This window comes from Streptomyces sp. NPDC005438 (genome assembly GCF_040606315.1).
In the GTDB taxonomy this organism is placed as follows: domain Bacteria; phylum Actinomycetota; class Actinomycetes; order Streptomycetales; family Streptomycetaceae; genus Streptomyces.
In genome coordinates this window covers 291003-311987 of the sequence record NZ_JBEXEP010000004.1, presented here as the reverse complement: position 1 = coordinate 311987, position 20985 = coordinate 291003, and the positions used below count along the sequence as shown (strand labels likewise).

Genomic DNA, 20985 nt, shown 5'->3' with positions numbered 1-20985 from the left:
CCGTACCGACGCTGGCCTGCGCCCTTGTGCCCAGGCATACGATGGGGAGAACCGAGGGAAACCCGTACGAGTCCCCACACAGGAGGAAGCCGTGGCAGACGCCGAGGACAAGGAACAGGTCAAGCCCCGCAAGAACGGCCTGAGCCCGGGCGTCTCCGAGGAACTCGCAGAGAACATGCGCACCGGCTGGGCCGACACCGAGCGGCACGACCTGGAGCCGCTCGCCCAGGTGAAGGAGACCGCCGAGCGGCGCGCACGGCTCTCGGCGCGCTTCCCGGGGGAGCGGCTGGTCATCCCCGCGGGCCGGCTCAAGACCCGCTCCAACGACACCGACTACCCGTTCCGGGCCTCGGTTCCCTACGCCTACCTCACCGGCAACCAGACCGAGGACGGCGTACTGGTGATGGAGCCGGAGGAGGACGGCGGTCACCGGTCCACGCTGTACCTGCTGCCCCGCTCCGACCGGGACAACGGCGAGTTCTGGCTCAACGGTCAGGGCGAACTGTGGGTGGGGCGCCGGCACAGCCTCACCGAGAGCGAGCGGTTGTACGGCATCCCCTGCGCGGACGTGCGCGGGGTGCCGGAGCTGCTGGCCGAGGCCAGCGGGCCGGTACGGGTGGTACGTGGCGAGGACGTGGAGGTCGAGGCCGCGCTGCGGGACAAGATCACCGCCGAGCGGGACGATGAGCTGCGGGTCTTCCTCTCCGAACAGCGGCTGGTCAAGGACGAGTTCGAGGTGGGCGAACTCCAGAAGGCCGTGGACTCCACGATCCGTGGCTTCGAGGACGTGGTGAAGGTCCTCGACCAGGCCAAGGCCACCTCGGAGCGGTACATCGAGGGCACCTTCTTCCTGCGCGCCAGGGTCGAGGGCAACGACGTGGGCTACGGCTCGATCTGCGCGGCCGGCCCGCACGCCACCACCCTCCACTGGGTGCGCAACGACGGTGAGGTCCGGGACGGCGAACTGCTGCTGCTGGACGCCGGGGTGGAGACCCACACCCTCTACACCGCCGACGTCACCCGCACCCTGCCCATCAACGGGCGGTTCACCGACTTCCAGCGGAAGATCTACGACGCGGTGTACGAGGCCCAGGAGGCCGGCATCGAGGCCGTACGGCCGGGTGCCAAGTACCGCGACTTCCACCAGGCCGCCCAGCGGGTGCTGGCCACCAGGCTGGTGGAGTGGGGCCTGCTGGAAGGGCCGGTGGAACGGGTGCTGGAGCTGGGGCTCCAGCGTCGCTGGACGCTGCACGGCACCGGCCACATGCTGGGGATGGACGTACACGACTGCGCCGCCGCCCGTCGGGAGAGCTACGCGGAGGGCACCCTGGAGCCCGGTATGTGCCTGACCGTGGAGCCGGGCCTGTACTTCCAGTCCGACGACCTCACCGTGCCCGAGGAGTACCGGGGCATCGGCATCCGCATCGAGGACGACATCCTGGTGACCCAGGACGGGAACCGTAACCTCTCGGGCGCGCTGCCACGCCGCTCGGAGGACGTCGAGGAGTGGATGGCCCGGTTGCAGGGCTGACACCACGAGCGGGCGAACGGCCCCCGGTCGGACGGGTTCCGGCCGGGGGCCTCGTCCTGCCGGGGCCCGTTCCGGGCCGGCCGCGAGGTGCCACCCGGACACCGGTGGTCCGGCCCCGCGGCCTGGCCTCGGCGCCTGACCTCGGTTTCTGGTCCAACCGCCGTGCTGTGGCGACCGGTTGGTCCGCCGGCGGGGGCGGCCGTTCACCTGGGGGTGCCTGGTACGCCGGACGGTGCCCGGCCCGTCTCCCAGCACACCCGCTCAAGCAGACACCGCGGTGCGGGCCACGCCTCACCAGGCCCCGCTGGTCCTCGCTAGTCCTCGGGCGAAGACGGCGAGGAAGGGGGCGTCCGGTCCTGGGGCTGGATTCGGGTGTCGGCATCAGCGTCCGCCTGGTCCTGTGCCTGCGGGGACTGCTGCCGTTCTCCGTGGATGCCGGTCGCCGCCTCGCCGAGGCCGGTCACGGCGCCGGTGGCCGCGGTGACGAGCACGGGGTAGAGCCAGCCCGAAGTGGTGAGGTACTCCTCGAACTGCTCGGGAGTGGAGGGTGCCGATGGCCGCTTGTTGTTCTGAGACATGAGCCCATGATCCGTCCCGGTCGGGGGAGGTCACGCCGGCCAGAGGGCCCGATCTGATGTGTGATTCCCCCGAGGCCGCCACCACTGAGCCCGGCGTCTTGCCCGACCCACTGGTGTGGGCACCGACTCTCCCCCGTTCCAGGGGAGTTGGGTGCTTCTCCTCACCACACAGGGCTGTGCTTCGCGAGGGTGATCCATCATGTGGGGTGGCACCGTGACGGACGGGGGTATCGCTGTCAGCGGTCACTGGTTCATGGAGGGCGGGCGCATGTGTGGGGAGGAGTGGCACTGGAGTGGACCGGATCGAATCCCTGGATCTCGTCGCCGCGGAGAAGCCGGAACCCAAGGCACGAGCGGCCAGCCGGGGAATACCGCGACACCTCGAACAAGCACAACAAAAAACTCTGAGAGGGGCACGGCGACGATGGAAGAACTCAGAGGGGCGGCGATTCGCGGGGTCGCCTACGGTGCGCTCGCGTTCTGCGTTTCTGTAGCCACCCGGGCAGCCCTGTACGGCGATCCCATACTTTCACGGGGGAACCTTCTGACGTTCCTGGTGGTTGCGCCCGCCGCTACAGCGGGGATCTGGTACGGAAACCGAAACCGCACATCACCGTAAGGCGGGAAGGGCCTGTTCTCGCGCGTGGACACCGACCCGTTCCCACATGTTGCCGTGACGGCTTGTCCCGCTTCCAGCATCGGTTGGTTTCCGAAGAAGCACGCTGTACGCGGGAAACGATGACCAGCACCCCCGCCTCCCGCAACGGCAGATCGGCCGGGCTACGCCGGTGTGTGCCCGAAGAAGGTTGTTGAGCTTGTTCAGCGCTTCGACATTGTGCGTTCCAGGGCTCTTGAAGAAGATGAGTCCATCGATCTAATCCGTAGTTATCTGAAAGAGTACGCCGATGAAGGTAAATAGCATTCCCGACGCCTCAGCGCTCACGATGTGGCGCAAGTCCTCTTACAGCGGATCCGAGAACCAGGATTGCGTCGAAGTATCCGATAGCCTCCCCGGCTCCGTACCCGTACGCGACTCCAAGAACCCCCACGGCCCCGCGCTCGTCTTCCCAGCCACCAGCTGGACCAGCTTCACCACCACCCTCCAGGACGGCAACACCCCCGCCTGACGGACAACCGACGAGCGCCCCAACTCCCCGGCCCCCGCCACCCGGTGGGGGCCGACCCATGGACGACACCCGCCGGGCGATCACGGTGCTCCCAGGAGGAGGCCGTTCCCACGCGTGCTGTGTTCGGTCAGCCGCCGTGTCCGGTCACCTGGTCTGGTGTCTGTCGGTGGCTCGCTGCTGGTGGGTCACGGGCGGTCGCCTGGGCCTGTCCGACGTTCCCGGGGTCCGCCCACCCCGGCGGGCCCCTGCCGGACGGGCCGACCGTCTCTGCCCGGACGACCTGGCCTTTCTCGGTGTCACCGGAGCCTGTGTGGATTTCCTCGTCAGGCGACCTCACATTTCCGGTCCCTGTGACGTTGGCAGGGTGTGAGTGTGGAACCGTTTGAGCGCGTCGTGGCCGAGTACGGGGCCCTGGTGCTGCGAGTGTGTCGGGCCGTGCTGGGCCCTCAGGATGCTGAGGACGCCTGGTCGGAGACCTTCCTCGCGGCGCTGCGGGCGTATCCCCGGCTGCCCTGGGACGCCGACGTGAGGGGCTGGCTGGTGACCATCGCGCACCGCAAGTCCGTCGACGTGGTCAGGGCGCGGGCTCGGCAGGCCCTGCCCGTGGCCCAACTCCCGGAGCGGACCAGCCACTTGGGCCAGCCCGAGGACGCCGTCCGGGACGCGGCGCTCTGGGACGCCCTGCGACGGCTCCCCGACCGCCAGCGACGCTCGGTCGCCTACCACTATCTGGCCGGCCTGCCCTACAAGGAGGTCGCCCGGCTGATAGGGGTCAGCCCGGCGGCGGCACGCAGGGCGGCGGCCGACGGCGTGCGGGCTCTGCGCGGTGTCGAGGCACTCACGGACGAGGCAGCGGGGGCTGAGCGAGGGAGCACATGATGGAGTCAGAGAAGCCGGACGCCGTGGAGGGCCAGGCCCTCGACCCGAGCCCGATGATCCCGTGGGAAGCCGTTGACGCCACCGACCCCATGGAGTTCCCGGACGAGATGGCGCCGACCGAACCCGAGGACCCTCTGGACGGCGCGGCACTGCGTCGGCTGGAGCATCTGTTGGACCCCCGCACCAGGGAGATGCAGCGCTTGTACGACCAACTGGCGGCCAGGGCGACGGCCGAGAAGCTCACCGACATCACCTACAGCACCGTGGACACCCCGGTGGGCAGTCTGCTGCTGGCCGCCACCGAACGGGGACTGGTCCGGGTCGCCTTCGAACGGCAGGACCACCAGCGGGTGTTGGAGCAACTGGCCCAGGACGTCAGCCCCCGGATACTCGCCGAACCCAGCAGACTGCGGGAGGCCACCCGACAGCTGGACGAGTACTTCTCCGGCGACCGGACCACCTTCGAACTGCCCCTGGACCTCAGGCTGCCGACGGGGACCTTCCGGCACGCGGTGCTCCACCACCTCCCGGACATCCGGTACGGGCAGACCGAGAGCTACACCCAGGTCGCCGCGGCGGCCGGCAGCCCCCGCGCGGTACGGGCCGTGGGCACCGCCTGTGCCAACAACCCCCTGCCCGTGGTGGTGCCCTGTCACCGGGTGGTCCGCTCCGACGGCTCCTGGGGCCAGTACGCCGGCGGCGCCGAGGCCAAGCGCACCCTGCTGGAGATGGAGGCCGCCGCGTGACCCCCGGTCCCACACCCCTGGGGTCGGGGGAGGTCGACCAGCGACTGGCCCGAGCCCGGGCCCAGGTCCTGGCCCAGGGGGCGCGTGCGGCTGACGTGGCCGAGGTCCTCACCCGGGCCGGCCCGCTCCAGGCCCAGGACCTGTGGGCCATGGACCTGGCCCTGAGGGTGCGGGCCCCGGGCCTGACCCGACCACGGATTCGGCACGCCCTGGAAGGGGAGCGACTGGCCGTCAGAGCCTGGCTGATGCGCGGCACCCTGCACCTGGTCCCCTCGACCGACCTGCGCTGGATGCTGCGCCTCTTCGCCCCGCTCCACCAGCGGGCGGCCCAACGGCGGCTGCGCCAACTGGAGCTGGACCCGCCACTGTGCCGTCGGGCCGAGCGACTGATCGTCTCCGCCATCACGGACGAAGGCCCGCTGACCCGGGCGGAGTTGACCGGGCATCTGGGTGCCCTGGGGGTGCCCGACCGAGGTCAGCAGGCGATCCATCTGATCCGTTGGGCCGCCCTGTCCGCAGCGATCTGCCACGGCCCGCTGAGGTCGGGGGAGCAGACCTTCGTACTGCTCGACGACTGGGTGCCGGACCAGGGACCCGGATACGAGGGAGAGCGGGCGGACATCGAGCTGGCGGCACGGTACGCCCACGCCTTCGGCCCGGGAGCCACCGCCCAGGACTTCGCCGACTGGTCCGGGCTGCCCCTGCCCCGTAGCCGCACGGCGTGGGCGGCTACGGACACCTCGGGCGAGGAGCGGCGCCCAGCGGACGAGCCCGGTGCCGGCAGCGGGCTTGCCGGGGGAGAGGACGGGGCCGCTCCCGATGTGCGGCTGCTCCCCGCCTACGACAACTACCTCCAGGGGCGGCGAGGACGCGAGCTGTCGGTGCCCTCGCCCCAGCGGAAGCTGGTGTGGCCCGGCGGTGGGGTGATCCGACCGACGGTGCTGGTGGACGGGCTCGCTGTCGGCACCTGGTCGGGCGGCACCCGGGGCAGGCTCCCCGAGGTTCAACCGTTCCCCGAACGGCCCGCCTTGGCGCCTCGTACGGCCGAGGGGATAGCGGAGGAACGGGAGGCGGTGGCCCGGTTCTCGGGGGACGACTCCTCCCCCTGAGGTCGTGCCAGCGACGGGGGGTTGATCGGTCTTGACGGTTGGGCTGGCCCTGGCCCCGGCCCGTGACCGTGCCCCGACCTCTGTTCGCGGCTCTCCGACCGACCATCTCGTACGCGCCCCTCAGCGGAGAGAGGGCCGCTCGCGGAGTTGGGTCGACGACATTCCTCCGCACCTCAGGTCACCCCTTCTGACCTGCTGACTTCTGCTTTCCGTGGGAGCTCAGGGCGCCTCCGGTCCCTTGGTTCCTCAGCACAGGTCAACGCCGCTCGTCCAGATGACGGGCGTTCGGGAAATAGGCAGCGACTTCCCTTGTCGCTGGACTGGTCAACGACGGGAGATCTGTCATGCTCATGTGGATTCGGCCCAGCACTGCCCAAGGGGCCGCCCCCACACGGAGGTTCAGGAATGCGACGCAGAACGACCGGCCGTCGAGTCACCGCCGGACTGACCGTCCTGTCCGCGGCGATGTTGGCGCTCATGGGCACCGCCACCAGTGCCTCGGCCGCCCCCGCCGACAAGCCGCAGGTGCTCTCCAGCTGGACCCAGACCAGCGCCAGCAGCTCCAACGCCTTCCACAACGCCCGTGGCAACCAGGGGCAGTGGGCCGACTACGGCTTCGACTGGTCCACGGACAAGTGCTCCTCCTCCCCGGACAACCCGCTGGGCTTCCCGTTCGAGAACGCCTGCATCCGTCACGACTTCGGTTACCGCAACTACAAGGCCGCCGGTCAGTTCCCGGCCAACAAGGACCGTCTGGACAGCGCCTTCTACGAGGACCTGAAGCGCGTCTGCTCCCAGTACAGCGGGGCCTCCAAGACCTCCTGCAACGCTCTCGCCTGGACCTACTACCAGGCGGTCAAGAACCTCGGGCTCAAGGAGTCCGAACTGGTCGGCTGACCCCGCCTGAGCCACCGGGGGTGGGACGCCGCGAAGGCGGCACCCCACCCCCTCGCCGTCCCCAGGGCACCCCCGTCACCCCCGAACACCGGCCGCTCCACAGCCCCTTGACCCCTCAACCTGCCGTGGGGGCCGGGCCCTCCGTCGCCGCAGCGACCGAGGCGAAGTCCTGTCGCGGAGGACCGACCGCCCCACCCCGTCGCGCCGTCATCCTGGCGCGGGCCACGGGCTGGCCCCCCGATCCGGGGTGCGCCCGAAGTCGCCCAACCGCCCACGGCCACGTACTCCTCGACGAGTCACGCACCTCTCCACAGCCGGCGAACGCCACCACGTCCCGTCGGGCCGGCCGGCGCCCCTCTCCCGACCGACGGCGGCCCCGGCCGCCTCGACCGGAAACGGTCCGAGGGCTCACCGAAGCACCCGAGGCGGTCCACCCCACAGGGCCGAGCCCTACCAGCGAGCGCCCCAGACCATCTGGGAGGACTCTCGGGGAGGACGCCGCCCGCAGAAGGCACCCCCAGGCGAACGGCCGCCGCTTACCGCCGGGTTGCCGGGGCAACCCAGCGGTAAGGGCTCTCGCCCCACCCATCCCCATGACGCCTCGTGGCGCACCCACCCGCCGCCACAGGACCACCCGCACCGACCCGGCAACCGGTCACCACCCCGGCCCCACTCCCCGTGGGGCCTGCCGCGGACAGGCCCGCCACAGGAGCGAGAGGACCCGACGACACACGGACGCCGCGTCACCCGACGAGTCGCGGGCCCACGTCCAGCCAGTCGGCACACGGCGGATGGACGCCGCGTTACTCGGCCAGCGGCAGGTGGACGCGGTGGCCGGACTCGGCGAACTCCCGGGACTTGGCGAGCATTCCGGCCCGGATCTCCTCCTCACTGGCGGGCTCCCCCGAGGACTCCCCGGGGGCGTACTTCTCGTTGATGTCCCTGCTGATCCTCATCGAGCAGAACCGGGGACCGCACATGGAGCAGAAGTGGGCGGTCTTGGCCGGTTCGGCGGGCAGGGTCTGGTCGTGGAAGGAGCGGGCGGTGTCCGGGTCCAGGGACAGGTGGAACTGGTCCTCCCAGCGGAAGTCGAAGCGGGCCTCGGACAGGGCGTCGTCCCACTCCCGCGCGCCCGGGTGGCCCTTGGCGAGGTCGGCGGCGTGAGCGGCGATCCTGTAGGTGATCACCCCGGTCTTCACGTCGTCCCGGTCCGGCAGGCCCAGGTGCTCCTTGGGCGTGACGTAGCAGAGCATCGCGGTGCCCCACCAGCCGATGACGGCCGCACCGATGGCCGAGGTGATGTGGTCGTACCCGGGGGCGATGTCGGTGGTCAGCGGGCCCAGTGTGTAGAAGGGCGCCTCATCGCAGATCTCCTGCTGGAGTTCCACGTTCTCCCGTATCCGGTGCAGGGGTACGTGGCCAGGGCCCTCGATCATCGTCTGCACCTCGTGGGAGCGGGCGATCCGGTTCAGCTCGCCCAGGGTGCGCAGTTCGGCGAACTGGGCCTCGTCGTTGGCGTCGGCGACGGAGCCGGGGCGGAGGCCGTCACCGAGGGAGAAGGTGACGTCGTAGGCCCGCAGGATCTCGCACAGTTCCTCGAAGTGGGTGTAGAGGAAGCTCTCCCGGTGATGCGCCAGGCACCAGGCGGCCATGATCGAACCGCCCCGGGAGACGATGCCGGTGCGGCGGCCGGCGGTGAGCGGGACGTAGCGCAGCAGTACGCCGGCGTGGACGGTCATGTAGTCGACGCCCTGCTCGCACTGTTCGATCACGGTGTCCCGGTACACCTCCCAACTCAGCTCCTCCGCACGGCCGTCGACCTTCTCCAGCGCCTGGTAGAGCGGCACCGTGCCGATCGGCACCGGGGAGTTGCGCAGCACCCACTCGCGGGTGGTGTGGATGTTCCGGCCGGTGGACAGGTCCATCACGGTGTCCGCGCCCCAGCGGGTGGCCCAGGTCATCTTCTCCACCTCCTCCTCGATCGAGGAGGTCACCGCGGAGTTGCCGATGTTGGCGTTGACCTTCACCAGGAAGTTCCGTCCGATGACCATCGGTTCGGTCTCCGGGTGGTTGACGTTCGCCGGGAGTACGGCCCGGCCGGCGGCGATCTCGTCCCGCACCACGGCGGGGTCGAGGTTCTCCCGCAGGGCCACGAACTCCATCTCGGGGGTGATCTCGCCCCGGCGGGCGTAGGCGAGTTGGGTCACCGCGCGGCCGTCACGCGCCCGGCGGGGCTGGCGGGGGCGGCCGGGGAAGACGGCGTCGAGGTCGCGCAGTCCGCCCCGGGGTGAGGTGTGCCGTATCCCGTCGTCCTCGGGACGGGGGCTCCGGCCCACGTACTCCTCGGTGTCTCCCCGGGCCACGATCCAGTGGGCGCGCAGCGGGTGCAGCCCGCGCCGTACGTCGGTGGTGACCAGGGGGTCGGTGTACGGGCCGGAGGTGTCGTACAGGGTGACGTCCCGGCCGTCGCTCAGGTGCACCCTTCGTACCGGTACCCGCAGGTCCGGCCGTGAGCCGGACAGGTAGTCCTTGTGCGAGCCGAGGGCCGCCGCGTCCTTGGACGCGGGCAGCCCGGTGTTCTGCGTGGTCATCAGACCCACTCCCTACGCCGGCATTACCCGGTAACAGGTTCGGCGGTCGACGCAGCTGTCAGCTCCGCGGTGTTCCGCGGCGGTCAGCGTCCTCTCAGCCCCGTGCTCGGAGCTCCCGCGATGTGACGGTGCGGTCGGGCGGGCCCACTGGCCCACCCGGCCGTTCGGCCAACCCGAACGCTAGCGCCTCTCCCCCGCGCCGCGCCAGGGCCACCCCCGGTACGGGAGGCGGCGCGGCCCACGGGAGGCGCCTGGTCGGCGCCCGGACGACCGGCCGAACCGGGCGCGGACACGGTGCCCGGGCCCGGGCTTGCGATGATCTGTGGGTGGACCCATCCCAGCACCAGCCCAACGATCCGTCCCCCGCCGGCCCGCACGGCCACCACCATCACCACGGGCCGGCCCAGCCGGTCTCCCGTCACCTGCGGAAGGTCATCGCGGCCGTACTGGTGCCCTTCGCGGTGCTGGTGACCGTCGGGCTGGTGGTGCTGTGGCCCGGGGGCGTACCCGAGAAGGGGGAGAGCACCGGCGTCGGCTTCGACCGCCCCAACTTCCGTGCCACGGTGACCAAGTTGGAGCAGGTCGACTGCGAGGACGTCAACGCCCGGCCGGAGCCCCAGCCGGGGGAGCAGCCGGGCGGGGGGACCGACAGCCGGGCCCGGGGCACCTGCCAGAAGGCCACGGTGCGGGTGGACGAGGGCAAGGACAGCGGTCGTACGTTCACCGAGGTCGTCACCCCGGACGCCACCCGCAAGTACACCGCCGGACAGGAGGTGGTGGTCGCCTACTCGGCGAAGGCGCCCAAGGAGTTGCAGTACAGCGTGGTGGACGTGGGCCGGGACCTGCCCATGTGGCTGCTGGCCGCCCTGTTCGCGCTGGCGGTGGTGGTCGTCGGACGGCTGCGGGGGCTGCTGGCCCTGGTGGGGCTGGTGATCAGCTTCGCGGTGCTGACCCTGTTCATCCTGCCGGCCGTCCTCCAGGGGTCCAACCCGCTGCTGGTGGCCGTGATCGGGGGGAGCGCCATCATGCTGGCGACCCTCTACCTGTGCCACGGGCTGTCCGCCCGCACCTCGGTGGCCGTACTCGGCACCCTGACGTCACTGCTGCTGATCGGGCTGCTGGGCTCGCTGTTCATCGGCTGGGCCAAGCTGACCGGCAACACCGACGACCAGACCGGGCTGGTGCACAGCCTCTACCCGGACATCAAGATCCAGGGGCTGTTGTTGGCCGGCATCCTGATCGGCTCCCTGGGGGTGCTGGACGACGTCACGGTCACCCAGACCTCGGCGGTGTGGGAGCTGAAGGCGGCCGACCCCGAGGCCGGTTGGCGCAGGCTGTACCGCTCGGCGATGAACATCGGCCGCGACCACATCGCCTCGGTCGTCAACACCCTGGTCCTCGCCTACGCCGGCGCCGCGCTACCGCTGCTGCTGCTGTTCTCCATCGCCGACAGCTCCGTGGGGATGGTGGCGACCAGTGAGCTGGTCGCCGAGGAGATCGTGCGGACCCTGGTGGGCTCCATCGGCCTGGTGGCCTCCGTACCGGTCACCACCCTGCTGGCGGCCCTGGTGGTGTCCGCCGACCGGGGGCGCGGTGGGGCGAAGGACGGCCGGTCTACCAGTCACCGCGGGAGGAGGAGGAAGAGGACATGAAGCGCCGCACCAGGTAGATCAGTCCGCCGACCAGGGCCACCAGCAGCAGCACCTTGAACAGCAGCCCGATCAGGAAGCCCACCACGGAGGCGATCATCCCGCCGAACACGACGATCACCAGCACGGGGATCGCCACCCACTTCACCCACCACGGAAGTCCCGCGAGGACCTGGTTTCCGGCCATGTCGTGCTCCTGTGCGTAGTCGGACAAGCGTCCGGGAACTCCTCCCGTACGTCTTCGATGCTAGGGGGGCCGTCGGACGGGTGGGAGGCCGCGCGGCCCCGGAAGTCCCCTGAACCGACCCCGAGGCGACCCTGAGAGCCGCCTTCCCCTGTGAGGTGGAGGCAGGGCCCGGCGGCCGGAGCCCGGTCAGTGGTTCCCGGACCCCTCAGGTGGCGCGAACACCACCATCACCCGCAGGTCCTCGCTGATGTGGTGGAACTTGTGCGGCACCCCGGCCGGTACGAACACCACGCTGCCCCGGGCCACCGGGGTGGTCTCCTGGCCGACGGTGATCACGGCGCGACCGCTCACCACGAAGTACACCTCGTCCTGGGCGTGCGGGTTCTGGGGATCGCTCTGCCCCTTGTCCAGCGCGTACAGCCCGACCGACATGTGGCGTTCCTTGAGGAAACTCAGATAGGCGCCGTTGTTGGCGACGCGTTCGGCCTCAAGCGCGTCCAGCCGGAAGGCTTTCATCGCGGTCCTCTCCACTGGCGGTTGCGGGTGCGGTCGCCCGGGCGGGTACCCCGGCGACCATCCTGGTCGAGTCGGTCCTGCTCCACGGCGGCGGGCCCGACACCCCCGTGAGGCGGCCGTCACCCGGGGTGAATCCGGGAGATCCCCGGGTAGCCCCCCGTATGCCGTCGCCTCCGGTTCTGTCACGATCACGGACATGACGAACTTCCTCACCAAGACCGTGGTGACCGCCGGCGCCCTCGCGGTCGCCGTCTGGCTGATCGACGACATCACCCTGACCGGGGACAGCACCGGACGGAAGGCCGTGACCCTGCTGCTGGTCGCGTTGATCTTCGGCGTGCTGAACGCGGTGGTCAAGCCCCTGCTCCAGCTGCTGTCCTTCCCGGTGGTCATCCTCACCCTCGGACTGTTCCTGCTGGTGATCAACGCCCTGATGCTGATGCTCACCTCCTGGGTGGCGGACAAGGTGGATCTGAGCTTCCATGTGGACGGCTTCTGGCCGGCCTTCCTGGGCGCCCTGGTGATCACCATCGTCACCTGGGCCGTGGAGATGGTCACCGGAAGCGACTGATTCCCCGCTCCCCAGGAAGGACTCGCCATGACCGAGCGTTACCGCGTCTGCTTCGTGTGCACCGGCAACATCTGCCGGTCCCCGATGGCCGAGGCGGTGTTCCGGTCCCACGCGCGGGAGGCCGGCGTCGAGGTCGACGTCTCCAGCGCCGGCACCGGCGGCTGGCACGTGGGCGAGGACGCCGACCCCCGCACGCTGGCCGTCCTGGAGTCCTCCGGGTACTCCCTGGACCACCAGGCCCGGCAGTTCGGCGCCGACTGGTTCCAGGACCACGACCTGGTGGTGGCCCTGGACCTGGGCCACCTGCGGGAGCTGCGGAGGATGGCCCCCACCCCGGCGGACGCCGAACGGGTGCGGCTGCTGCGGGAGTTCGAGGCCGCGCCCTCGGAGGACGACTGCGAGGTCCCCGACCCCTACTACGGAGGCCAGGAGGGATTCGAGGAGTGCCTCGCCATGATCGAGGGCGCGGTCCCCGGGCTGCTCGAGGAGGTACGCCGACGCCTGGTGGAGTCCGCGTGACCTGGCTACGGCAACGCGTCGGCGACCTGCTGGGGCAGCCCGTCGAGGAGTCCCGGCCGGTCGGCGGCGGCTCCATCTGCGACGCCCACCGACTGCGGTTGGCCGACGGTCGTACGGTGTTCGCCAAGACCCTCGACCGGGCGCCGGCCGACTTCTTCCGTACCGAGGCGGACGGGCTGCGCCTGCTGGGGCGGCTGGTGGAGGTACCCGAGGTGTGGGCGGTCGAGGACGAGCTGCTGGTCCTGGAGTGGGTGGAGCCCGGACCGGCCGACCCCGCCCAGGCCGAACGGCTGGGCCGGCGACTGGCCGCGCTGCACCAGCGACCGGTCGACCACTTCGGCGCCGCCAGCGCCTCCGACGGCACCCCGCACCGCGCCGGCTACCTCGCCTCCCTCCCGCTGGCCGCCCCCGACGTACCGATCGGGGACCCCGGCCGGTGGGGTGCCTTCCACGCCGAGTACCGCCTGCTGCCCCTGCTGCGCGCCGCCGTCGACCGGGGCGCCCTGGGCCCCGCCGACGCGGCCGTGGTGGAACGGCTCTGCGAGCGACTGGGCGACCTGGCCGACCCCCAGCCCCCGAGGCTGATCCACGGCGACCTGTGGGCCGGCAACGTCCACTGGGCCGCCGACGGGCGGGCCCGGCTGATCGACCCCTCGGCCCAGGGCGGCCACCCGGAGGCCGACCTGGCGATGCTGGAACTGTTCGGCTGCCCCGCACTGGACCACCTGCTGGGCGCCTACCAGGAGGTACGGCCCACCCCGGGGCGCGCGGCCCGGGTCCCCCTCCACCAGCTGCATCCCCTGCTGGCCCACGCCGTGCTGTTCGGCGGCGGGTACGGGGCCCGGAGTGCCGCCGCGGCCCGCGCCGCCCTGTCCGCCCTCGGGGCGTAGGGCCCGCTGTCGGCGGCCACGGTCCGGCCGTAGGCTCGCGGCAGACGACGAACCGTGGAGGCGAGATGGACAGTGAGGCCACCCGGGTGGTGCGGGCGGGACTGCCGGAGGAACGGGCCTTCGAACCCCCGTTGCCCGGACCGGTGTTCGCCGCCCACTACCACCTGCCCGGCGACCCCGCCGACGCCCCCTACGCCTACGGCCGGGACGGCAACCCCACCTGGACCGCGCTGGAGCGGGCGATCAGCGAACTGGAGGGCCCCGGGTCGTCGGAAGGTCCCACCACCCTCACCTTCGCCTCGGGCATGGCCGCGATCTCCGCCGTACTGCTCAGCGGGGTGACCGTCGGTTCCGGCCCGGTGGTGCTGCCCTCCGACGGCTACAACCTGCTGACCTCGATGCGGCAGCGGCTGGAGGCCCTGGGCGTGGAGGTACGCCAGGCGTCCACCGCCGGGCAGGCCCAGCGCGAACTGCTCCGTGGCGCCCGGCTGTTGTGGATCGAGTCGCCCTCCAACCCCGGCCTGGACGTCTGCGACATCCGGGAGCTGACCGAGGCCGCCCACGCCGAGGGGGCGCTGGTCGCGGTGGACAACACCCTGGCGACCCCGCTCGGGCAACGGCCGCTGGAACTGGGCGCGGACTTCTCGGTGGCCAGCGGCACCAAGGCGCTCACCGGCCACGGCGACGTACTGCTGGGCTATGTCACCTGCCGCGACGCCGAGTTGGCGGAGGGGGTCCGGCTCTGGCGCAAGACCGTCGGGGCGGTACCGGGACCGATGGAGTCCTGGCTGGCCCACCGTTCGCTGGCCACCCTGGAACTGCGCACCGCCCGGCAGGCCGAGGGGGCGTTGGCCGTCTCCTCCTTCCTGCGCGGGCGCCCGGAGTGGGTGAGCGGAGTACGGCACCCGGGAGACCCGGCCGACCCGGACCACGCCCTGGCCTCGCGGTGGATGCGGCGCTTCGGCTGCGTGGTGTCCTTCACCCTGCCGGACCGGGCCTTCGCGGAACGCTTCCTGGCCGCGCTGCGGCTGGTGGGGGAGGCCACCAGCTTCGGCGGGGTACGGTCCACCGCCGAACGTCGGGGCCGCTGGGGCGGCGACCAGGTGCCCGAGGGCTTCGTGAGGATGTCCGTGGGCATCGAGGACCCGGACGACCTGACGGCCGACCTGGACCAGGCGCTACGGACCGCCAGCGCCGGGTGACGCCCCGCTCCCTGCCGGCCGGTCGGTCGGTCACGGGTGCCTCCACCGGGGTTTCGCCGGGCGGCGGTTGGGCCACATTTCCCCCATGACCCAGGCACGTTCCGCTGTGACACGGCCCGTAGTGAAACGTACCGCCCGGGCGATCCTGCTGGACGGGCCGGAGCCCACGGCCCCCTTCGAGGAGGACGCCGGCTGGGAACTGGTGCTGATCAAGCGCACCAAGCCGGGCCGGGCGCCCTACTGGATCACCCCCGGCGGAGGGGTGGAACCGGAGGACTCCTCGGTGATCTCCGGCCTCCACCGGGAGGTGGACGAGGAGCTGGGCGCCAAGGTCACCGACGTGGTGCCGGCCTTCGTGGACACCGTCGACTACCCCTCCGCCGTCGAACGGGAGGCCGCCGCCCCGGGCGAGACGCTCCCCCGGGGCGTGAAGGTGCAGCACTTCTTCGTCTGCCGGCTGGCCTCGATGGACCTGGGCCGACGCCACGGCCCCGAGGTCGAGGAGCCCTGCGGACGGTACGAGGTGGTCCGCGTCCCCTTCACCCGCGCCGGCATCGCCTCCGTCGACCTGGTGCCGACCCGGCTGCGGGACTACCTGGACGCCAACATCGAGGGGGTGCGCGCCCTGCTCAGCCCCGACCTGGGGTGAGCGGGCCGCACCTCGGCTCACGCGGCGGCCACTCCTCGGGCCTCCCGGTACGCTCCTCGCGCGCCCCTCCTCGGGCCCCCGGCCCGTGCGGCCTCAGCCGAACCAGCCCTGGAACCGGGCCTCCTCGACCCGCCGTTCCGTCCGCTCACCGCGACGGACCGCCTCGGCCAGTGCCCGTTCGGCCTCCTCCCGCCAGGCCATCGGGTCGGCCGGCAGCCCGTCACCCGGGTGGTGGCTGTACTCCGGGGGCCACGCGGGGTGGGAGTCCTCCTCGTCCGGGCCGGGCCCTCCGTCGTCGCCCCCGATACTCCGACGGGTGGACGCCCGGCTACGCAGCCCCCGCCCCTCCGGGGAGGGCTGACGCCCCACCGTGGGCAGCGCCGGCAACTCCGTGGTGGTCTCGCCCGGTTCGGGGTCGGGCACCGACGGGGGCACCAGGGGGATGGCCGGCCCGTTCGCCCGGGGCGCCACCAGGTGGGTCGCCCCCGGAGGCAGCTTGGACGCCGGGGCGTTGCCCAGCGCGTCCCGCCCGTTCGAGGTGGTGATCGAGGTCGCCGCCAGCCCCGCGTCCGCACCGGGCCGCCGGGCCGGCGACCTGGGCCCCTCCTCCCGGAGCCGTCGCCGTACGCCTCCCGAACTCGGCACCGAACCGGTCGAGTCGGCGTCGGAACCGGTCGAGTCGGAGTCCGACAGGTCACCCTTCTCCCGGGAGGAACCGGCCCGCTTCTTCCCGCCGAACAGGGCCTCCACCTCCTCCGGCGCCCTGCGCCGGCGCTGGGGCAGCGGCTTGGGCCCGCCGGACGCGGACGGCGCCGGTTCCGCCCGTGGGGGTTCCGGGGTGGCCGGAGTCCGGTCGGTGGGCGACTCCGTCTCGACCGGTGGGGTGTGGGGTGGCCGGTGGGGAGGTTCGCCGAACAGCGAGGGCTCCGGCGCCTGTTGGCCCGCCTCGTCGGGGGCGGGGCGTCGGACGAAGAGGGAAGTGGTCTCCTCAGCGGACGCCGGCTGAGGAGCAGCGGGCGGCTCACCGAAGAAAGAGGACCCAGCCGAGGCACGAGGCGACCGACTGGGAGGTTCGCCGAACAGCGAGGGCTCCGGCGCCTGTTGGCCCGCCTCGTCGGGGGCGGGGCGTCGAACGAAGAGGGAAGTGGTCTCCTCAGCGGACGCCGGCTGAGGAGCAGCGGGCGGCTCACCGAAGAAAGAGGACCCAGCCGAGGCACGAGGCGACCGACTGGGGGGCTCCCCGAACAGCGAGGGCTCCGGGGCCCGTGCGCCGGTGGGCTCCTCGCCGCCCTCTCCCCCGTGGCCGCTGTCGGTGCCGCCGTGACCGGACACGGGGGCGGAGTCGGGGGAACCGGGGGCCGCGTGTGCGGGCAGGGGCGGGGTCGTGGGGGGCGGAGGCATCGAGGGCGCGGGCGGCGTCGGGGGAACCGGTGGGGCCACCGGCCTGGGCGGCGCGGTACGGGTGGGCGGGGTGGACGGGACCGGGGGCGCCTGGGGTGTCGGTGGGGTCAGGTCGGGCCCGCCCTCGTCGGGGTCCGCCGGCGTGTGGGGGGAGGGGGCGGCCTCCTCGGAGCGCCGGCGGTGCCTGGCCTCGGCGGCGACGCCGAAGTAGTCGCCGCCCTTGCGCCGGGTGTCGTCGGTGCCCCAGTCGCGGGGGGTCTCCCCCCTGGTGACCGGCTGGAGGTGGGGGATGTGTTTGGCGCAGTGGATATAGGCCTCTTCCACGGTGACCTTCACCCACACCTGCGCGGCGCGTCCGGGCATCGGATCCACCGGCAGGTCCGAATACCTTGACCGAATCTCCTCATCCTCGATCACTTCTGCGCGACCATTGATGTGAAGTCCGATGCGCGCACGAAGAAAATCGATCAGCAATATCCCCACATGCGGGTTTTCCTGAATGTTTCCCATGCTGGCGTGAACACCATTGCCCCGGTACTCGGGATAGACCAGGGTGCGCTCGTCCAGAACCCGTACGAAACCGGGCGGTCCCGCCCGGAAGCTGCTGTCGCACTCGCCCCGGGCGTCGGACGTGGCCAGGAAGAACATCTCCTGTAGCTCGGTGAACTCCCGCATCCGCGCGTTCAGATGGTCCAGGACCTGGTCCTGGTAGAAGCGGTCAGCGCGCTCGGTGGAGCCCAGGCGCTCCTGAAGGCGGTGCTCACCGTCACTCCCCGGCCGGGGGTGTTGCCCGGCGGCGTCCGGCTGGAGCGCGGCCCGGGAGCCGGGACGCTCCTCGTGCCCTGGTCGCAGCTCTGCCACGTCGACTCTCTCCTGTCCTTGTCGGCTGTGGTGCCGGTTCACTCGCCCTGGGCGACCAGCTCGTCGATGGCGTCATGCCGGATGCGGTGGGTGGGGATGCCCACCCCCACCAGTGCGTCCCGGCCGCTGCGGATCAGTCCGGGCGGCCCGGAGAGGTAGGCGTCGAAGCTGCCGCGCGGTACGAACCCCCGTACCGCCTCGGGTAGTTGACCCCGCAACGCCTGCCCGGAGGGGCAGTCCAGGCCACCGGCCCCCTCCGCCAGCACCGGCCGCACCGAGAGCCAGGGGTGCCGCCGCTCCAGCTCCACCATGCTGTCCAGGTCGTACAGGTCCGCGCGGTGACGGGCGCCGTAGAAGACCTCCATGGTGCGGGCCCTGCCGTGGTGGGCGACGTCCTCGACCAGCGCCCGGATCGGGGCGATGCCGGTGCCGCCCCCCAGGCACAGCAGCCCGCTGTCGGAACGGTGGTCCACGGTCATGGAGCCGGTGGGCCGGCCCAGACGGATCACCGCGCCGGCCCGGGCCCGGTGCACCAGCGCGTTGGAGACCCAGCCGGCCGGCACCGCCCGGACGTGGAAGGTGAGCAGCCCGTCCGAGGAGGGGGCGGTGGCGAAGGAGTAGGGCCGCCAGACCCGGGGCCACCACGGGGTCTCGACACTGGCGTACTGGCCGGCCAGGAAGGGGTAGGGCTGGTCGGGCCGTACGGTCAGCACCGCGATGTCGGGGGTGCGCATCTGGTGCGAGACCACCTCCGCCTCCCACACCGCCGGGGCCCGCAGCTCGTCGGTGGCCGCCGCGTCGATCATGATCTGGGATATCAGGGTGTACGCCCGGGCCCACGCGGTCTCGGCCTGCGGGCTCCAGGTGCGGGGCGCGAACCGGGCGAGCGCGGCGAGCAGGCTCTCCCCGACCGCCGGGTAGTGCTCGGCCTGGGTGCCGTACTTGCGGTGGCCCCGGCCCAGTTCGCTGGCGTACTCGGTCAGCAGGCGCTCGTCGTCGGAGAGCCGCACCGCGGTGAGCAGGGCCCGGAACAGCCGGTCGCGCTGTACGTCCATGGAGACCGGGAACAGCTCCCGCAGGTGGGGCGCGCGTACGAACAGCATCGCGTAGAAGTAGCCGACGGCCTCGTCGGCCCGGGGCTCGATCTCCTCCAGGGTGCGCCGGATCAGCAGCGCGTCCAGCGAGGGGACCTCCTCGGAAGCCCCGTGCTCCGCTAACGGCTGCCCGGGGTGCTCCGGCCGTCCGCCGGGCTGGTCCTCGGGCTGTCGCGGCTGCTGGTCAGGGCCGACCGAGGCGAGGTGCCGGCCGCGCGGGCGGGGTTCGTCCGGCCCGGTCTGCGCGGGGGGCGGGTCGAACCAGCCGGGTGCCCCGGAGTTCCCGGCATGTTCGTCGTGGGGGCCGTCACTGAACGACGCGGTGGTCATCTACTCGCCTCGCCTCGCACGTGGTCAGGACATCTCGCGCTTCCAGCGCGCGCCAAGGTCGGGTGGATCATTTGATGTGCCGCCGTCCCTCACTCGTCGTCAAAGGCTCCGGGTGGGGAATGCCGACCTTACCCGGACGACAACGATCCACAAGTCTGGATCTGACGTTCACAGAATTACCGCCAATTTCGTTCCGTGGGGGAATTCACTTGTGGTAACGGCTTGATATACGCGGCGAGTTCACGACCGGTCCGAAGGGCGGCCGGGTTCCCCCGCAAGCTCCAATGAAGTCGGACAGAGCGTCTCTTTTCGCGGCACCTGTCGGATCACCCCTGATCAGAGTCGACCGTTCGTTCGTGTTTTCCATACGCCCGGTCTCCGACGGTGACCGCGACGGGGACCGCGTCCGCCTCGGTGTCCGCCACGGCACCCACCCCGGCGATCCCCCGCGCCGTACGACCACGGGCCGGGGCACCCTCGCCGGCCGCGTACTCGCCCGGGAGCAGTCACGGATACTCGGGCCGGGGGACGCGCCCGACCGGCCCCCGCGCGCACCGTGGGGGCATGGACTCCACGCCCCGCTTCCCACTGCCCCGCCCCGTACGGAGGGCCGTGCTGAGCGCCCATGTGTGCGCCTCCGTCGGCTGGTTGGGGCTCAGCCTGTGCCTGCTCACCCTGGCGCTGAACGCGCTGGGCTCCGGGACCGGTTCGGCCGCCGTCTCCTACCCGGCCATGAAGCTGCTGGTGGACTGGGTGCTGTTCCCGCTGGCTCTGCTCTCCTGGGCCTCCGGGCTGGTACTGGCCCTGGGCACCCACTGGGGCCTGGCCCGGCACCGTTGGGTGTGGGTGAAGTTCTGGGCCACCTCCGCCGCCCTGGTGGCCTCGGCCCTGGCCTTCCGCGCCGGGGTGAACGAGGCGTACCACGCGGTGCGCGCCGGGGAGCCGGTGAACGGGGTGGACCTGGTGTTCCCGCCGGCCGTCTCCCTGTCGCTGTACGTGTTCCTCGCCGTGGTCTCGGTGCTCAAGCCCTGGGGGTTGACCGCCCGGGGGCGCCGTCACCAGCGGGCCCGCGCCGCCCGGCGTACCGCCCCGACCAGGCGGAAGGCGCCCGTCGGCTGAGCGCGGGGCCCCCGGTGGGCGGGCCCGGGGGCGGCCGGGTGGCCGGGCGTAGGGTGCGGGCATGAGCGAACTGTCCATACGTCGCGCCACGTTCGACGACATCCCGGACATCGTGGCGATGCTGGCCGACGACCCTCTCGGCGCACAGCGGGAGAGCCCCGACGACCTGGAGCCCTACCGTGCCGCCTTCACCGAGCTGGACCGCGACCCCCACCAGGTGCTGGTGGTGGCCGAACGGGACGGCCGGGTGCTCGGCACCCTCCAACTCACCCTGATCCCGGGGCTGTCCCGGCGCGGGGCGACGCGCTCCCTGATCGAGGGGGTACGGGTGCACGCCGACACCCGGGGCGAGGGGCTGGGGGAGCGGTTGATCCGCTGGGCCGTGGAGGAGTCCCGCCGGCAGGGCGCCGTACTGGTGCAGCTCACCTCGGACGCCACCCGGGTCGACGCGCACCGCTTCTACGAGAAGCTGGGCTTCGAGGCCAGCCACCTGGGGTTCAAGCTGCCGCTGTAGTACGGGAGTCGGGGCGTACGGTCTC

The 20985-nt window shown here is 71.8% G+C and carries 19 protein-coding genes, 1 pseudogene and 1 riboswitch; of the genes and pseudogenes, 14 read left to right on the top strand and 6 right to left on the bottom strand.

What is annotated here, in order from left to right; genetic code table 11:
* The first annotated feature begins 91 nt into the window (after positions 1-91).
* Positions 92-1531, top strand: a complete 1440-nt coding sequence (locus tag ABZT14_RS11640; RefSeq protein WP_356299771.1) for an aminopeptidase P family protein — start codon at positions 92-94, stop codon at positions 1529-1531.
* 314 nt (positions 1532-1845) lie between these two features.
* Here ABZT14_RS11640 and ABZT14_RS11635 read toward each other — a convergent pair whose 3' ends face one another.
* The gene (locus ABZT14_RS11635; protein ID WP_356299769.1) at positions 1846-2109 is read right to left on the bottom strand and encodes a hypothetical protein; all 264 of its coding nucleotides are present in this window, start codon (positions 2107-2109) and stop codon (positions 1846-1848) included.
* 905 nt (positions 2110-3014) lie between these two features.
* On the opposite strand from ABZT14_RS11635, the gene ABZT14_RS11630 reads away from it, so the two are divergent.
* From ABZT14_RS11630 to ABZT14_RS11610, 5 genes are all read left to right on the top strand, one after another.
* A complete protein-coding gene (locus ABZT14_RS11630; RefSeq protein WP_356299767.1) occupies positions 3015-3236 on the top strand; it encodes a DUF397 domain-containing protein in 222 nt (73 codons plus the stop codon).
* 372 nt (positions 3237-3608) lie between these two features.
* A complete protein-coding gene (locus ABZT14_RS11625; protein ID WP_356299765.1) occupies positions 3609-4115 on the top strand; it encodes a sigma-70 family RNA polymerase sigma factor in 507 nt (168 codons plus the stop codon).
* Positions 4115-4861 carry a methylated-DNA--[protein]-cysteine S-methyltransferase gene (locus tag ABZT14_RS11620; protein ID WP_356299763.1) on the top strand — a complete coding sequence of 249 codons (747 nt, stop codon included), beginning with the start codon at positions 4115-4117 and terminating at the stop codon, positions 4859-4861. The genes ABZT14_RS11625 and ABZT14_RS11620 overlap by 1 nt, the downstream gene beginning before the upstream one ends.
* Complete coding sequence (locus ABZT14_RS11615) at positions 4858-5970, top strand: winged helix DNA-binding domain-containing protein (RefSeq protein ID WP_356299761.1); 1113 nt, start codon at positions 4858-4860, stop codon at positions 5968-5970. The genes ABZT14_RS11620 and ABZT14_RS11615 overlap by 4 nt, the downstream gene beginning before the upstream one ends.
* Before the next feature lie 465 nt (positions 5971-6435).
* Positions 6436-6867, top strand: coding sequence for a phospholipase (locus tag ABZT14_RS11610; RefSeq protein ID WP_356300184.1), 432 nt, complete (start codon positions 6436-6438; stop codon positions 6865-6867).
* A gap of 803 nt (positions 6868-7670) precedes the next feature.
* Here the strand turns inward: ABZT14_RS11610 and thiC are convergent.
* On the bottom strand, positions 7671-9458 hold the full coding sequence (gene thiC / locus ABZT14_RS11605; protein ID WP_356299759.1) for a phosphomethylpyrimidine synthase ThiC: 1788 nt from the start codon (positions 9456-9458) through the stop codon (positions 7671-7673).
* A riboswitch (TPP riboswitch) is annotated at positions 9451-9587 on the bottom strand. Its footprint overlaps the gene before it by 8 nt.
* A gap of 197 nt (positions 9588-9784) precedes the next feature.
* On the opposite strand from thiC, the gene ABZT14_RS11600 reads away from it, so the two are divergent.
* Positions 9785-11110 (top strand): YibE/F family protein, encoded by a 1326-nt coding sequence (locus ABZT14_RS11600; protein WP_356299758.1) that lies wholly within the window; start codon positions 9785-9787, stop codon positions 11108-11110.
* Here ABZT14_RS11600 and ABZT14_RS11595 read toward each other — a convergent pair.
* Positions 11073-11294, bottom strand: coding sequence for a DUF5326 family protein (locus ABZT14_RS11595; RefSeq protein ID WP_356300182.1), 222 nt, complete (start codon positions 11292-11294; stop codon positions 11073-11075). The two genes, ABZT14_RS11600 and ABZT14_RS11595, sit on opposite strands and share 38 nt — an antisense overlap.
* Positions 11295-11480: 186 nt before the next feature.
* Complete coding sequence (locus tag ABZT14_RS11590; RefSeq protein ID WP_356299757.1) at positions 11481-11810, bottom strand: cupin domain-containing protein; 330 nt, start codon at positions 11808-11810, stop codon at positions 11481-11483.
* A gap of 196 nt (positions 11811-12006) precedes the next feature.
* Here ABZT14_RS11590 and ABZT14_RS11585 point away from each other — a divergent pair, with 196 nt between their 5' ends.
* The 5 genes from ABZT14_RS11585 to ABZT14_RS11565 all read left to right on the top strand — a co-directional run bounded on the left by ABZT14_RS11585 (position 12007) and on the right by ABZT14_RS11565 (position 15641).
* Positions 12007-12381, top strand: coding sequence for a phage holin family protein (locus ABZT14_RS11585; protein WP_356299755.1), 375 nt, complete (start codon positions 12007-12009; stop codon positions 12379-12381).
* Between the two features lie 27 nt (positions 12382-12408).
* Positions 12409-12900, top strand: a complete 492-nt coding sequence (locus ABZT14_RS11580) for a low molecular weight protein-tyrosine-phosphatase (protein WP_356299753.1) — start codon at positions 12409-12411, stop codon at positions 12898-12900.
* Positions 12897-13790: a fructosamine kinase family protein gene (locus ABZT14_RS11575; RefSeq protein WP_356299751.1), complete on the top strand. Its 894-nt coding sequence runs from the start codon at positions 12897-12899 to the stop codon at positions 13788-13790. Before ABZT14_RS11580 ends, ABZT14_RS11575 begins: the two co-directional genes overlap by 4 nt.
* A 65-nt stretch (positions 13791-13855) precedes the next feature.
* On the top strand, positions 13856-14992 hold the full coding sequence (locus ABZT14_RS11570) for a cystathionine gamma-lyase (RefSeq protein WP_356299749.1): 1137 nt from the start codon (positions 13856-13858) through the stop codon (positions 14990-14992).
* 85 nt (positions 14993-15077) lie between these two features.
* Positions 15078-15641, top strand: coding sequence for an NUDIX hydrolase (locus tag ABZT14_RS11565; RefSeq protein WP_356299747.1), 564 nt, complete (start codon positions 15078-15080; stop codon positions 15639-15641).
* Between the two features lie 1587 nt (positions 15642-17228).
* On the opposite strand, the pseudogene ABZT14_RS11560 reads toward ABZT14_RS11565, so the two are convergent.
* A pseudogene (locus ABZT14_RS11560) lies at positions 17229-17783 on the bottom strand (pyridoxamine 5'-phosphate oxidase family protein); the annotation flags it as partial.
* A gap of 158 nt (positions 17784-17941) precedes the next feature.
* Entirely contained in the window at positions 17942-19327 is a 1386-nt protein-coding gene (locus ABZT14_RS11555) for a globin domain-containing protein (protein WP_356299745.1), read from the bottom strand.
* 564 nt (positions 19328-19891) lie between these two features.
* On the opposite strand from ABZT14_RS11555, the gene ABZT14_RS11550 reads away from it, so the two are divergent.
* Entirely contained in the window at positions 19892-20446 is a 555-nt protein-coding gene (locus ABZT14_RS11550; RefSeq protein ID WP_356299743.1) for a DUF2269 domain-containing protein, read from the top strand.
* 61 nt (positions 20447-20507) lie between these two features.
* Positions 20508-20960 carry a GNAT family N-acetyltransferase gene (locus tag ABZT14_RS11545; RefSeq protein ID WP_356299741.1) on the top strand — a complete coding sequence of 151 codons (453 nt, stop codon included), beginning with the start codon at positions 20508-20510 and terminating at the stop codon, positions 20958-20960.
* Positions 20961-20985 lie beyond the last annotated feature (25 nt).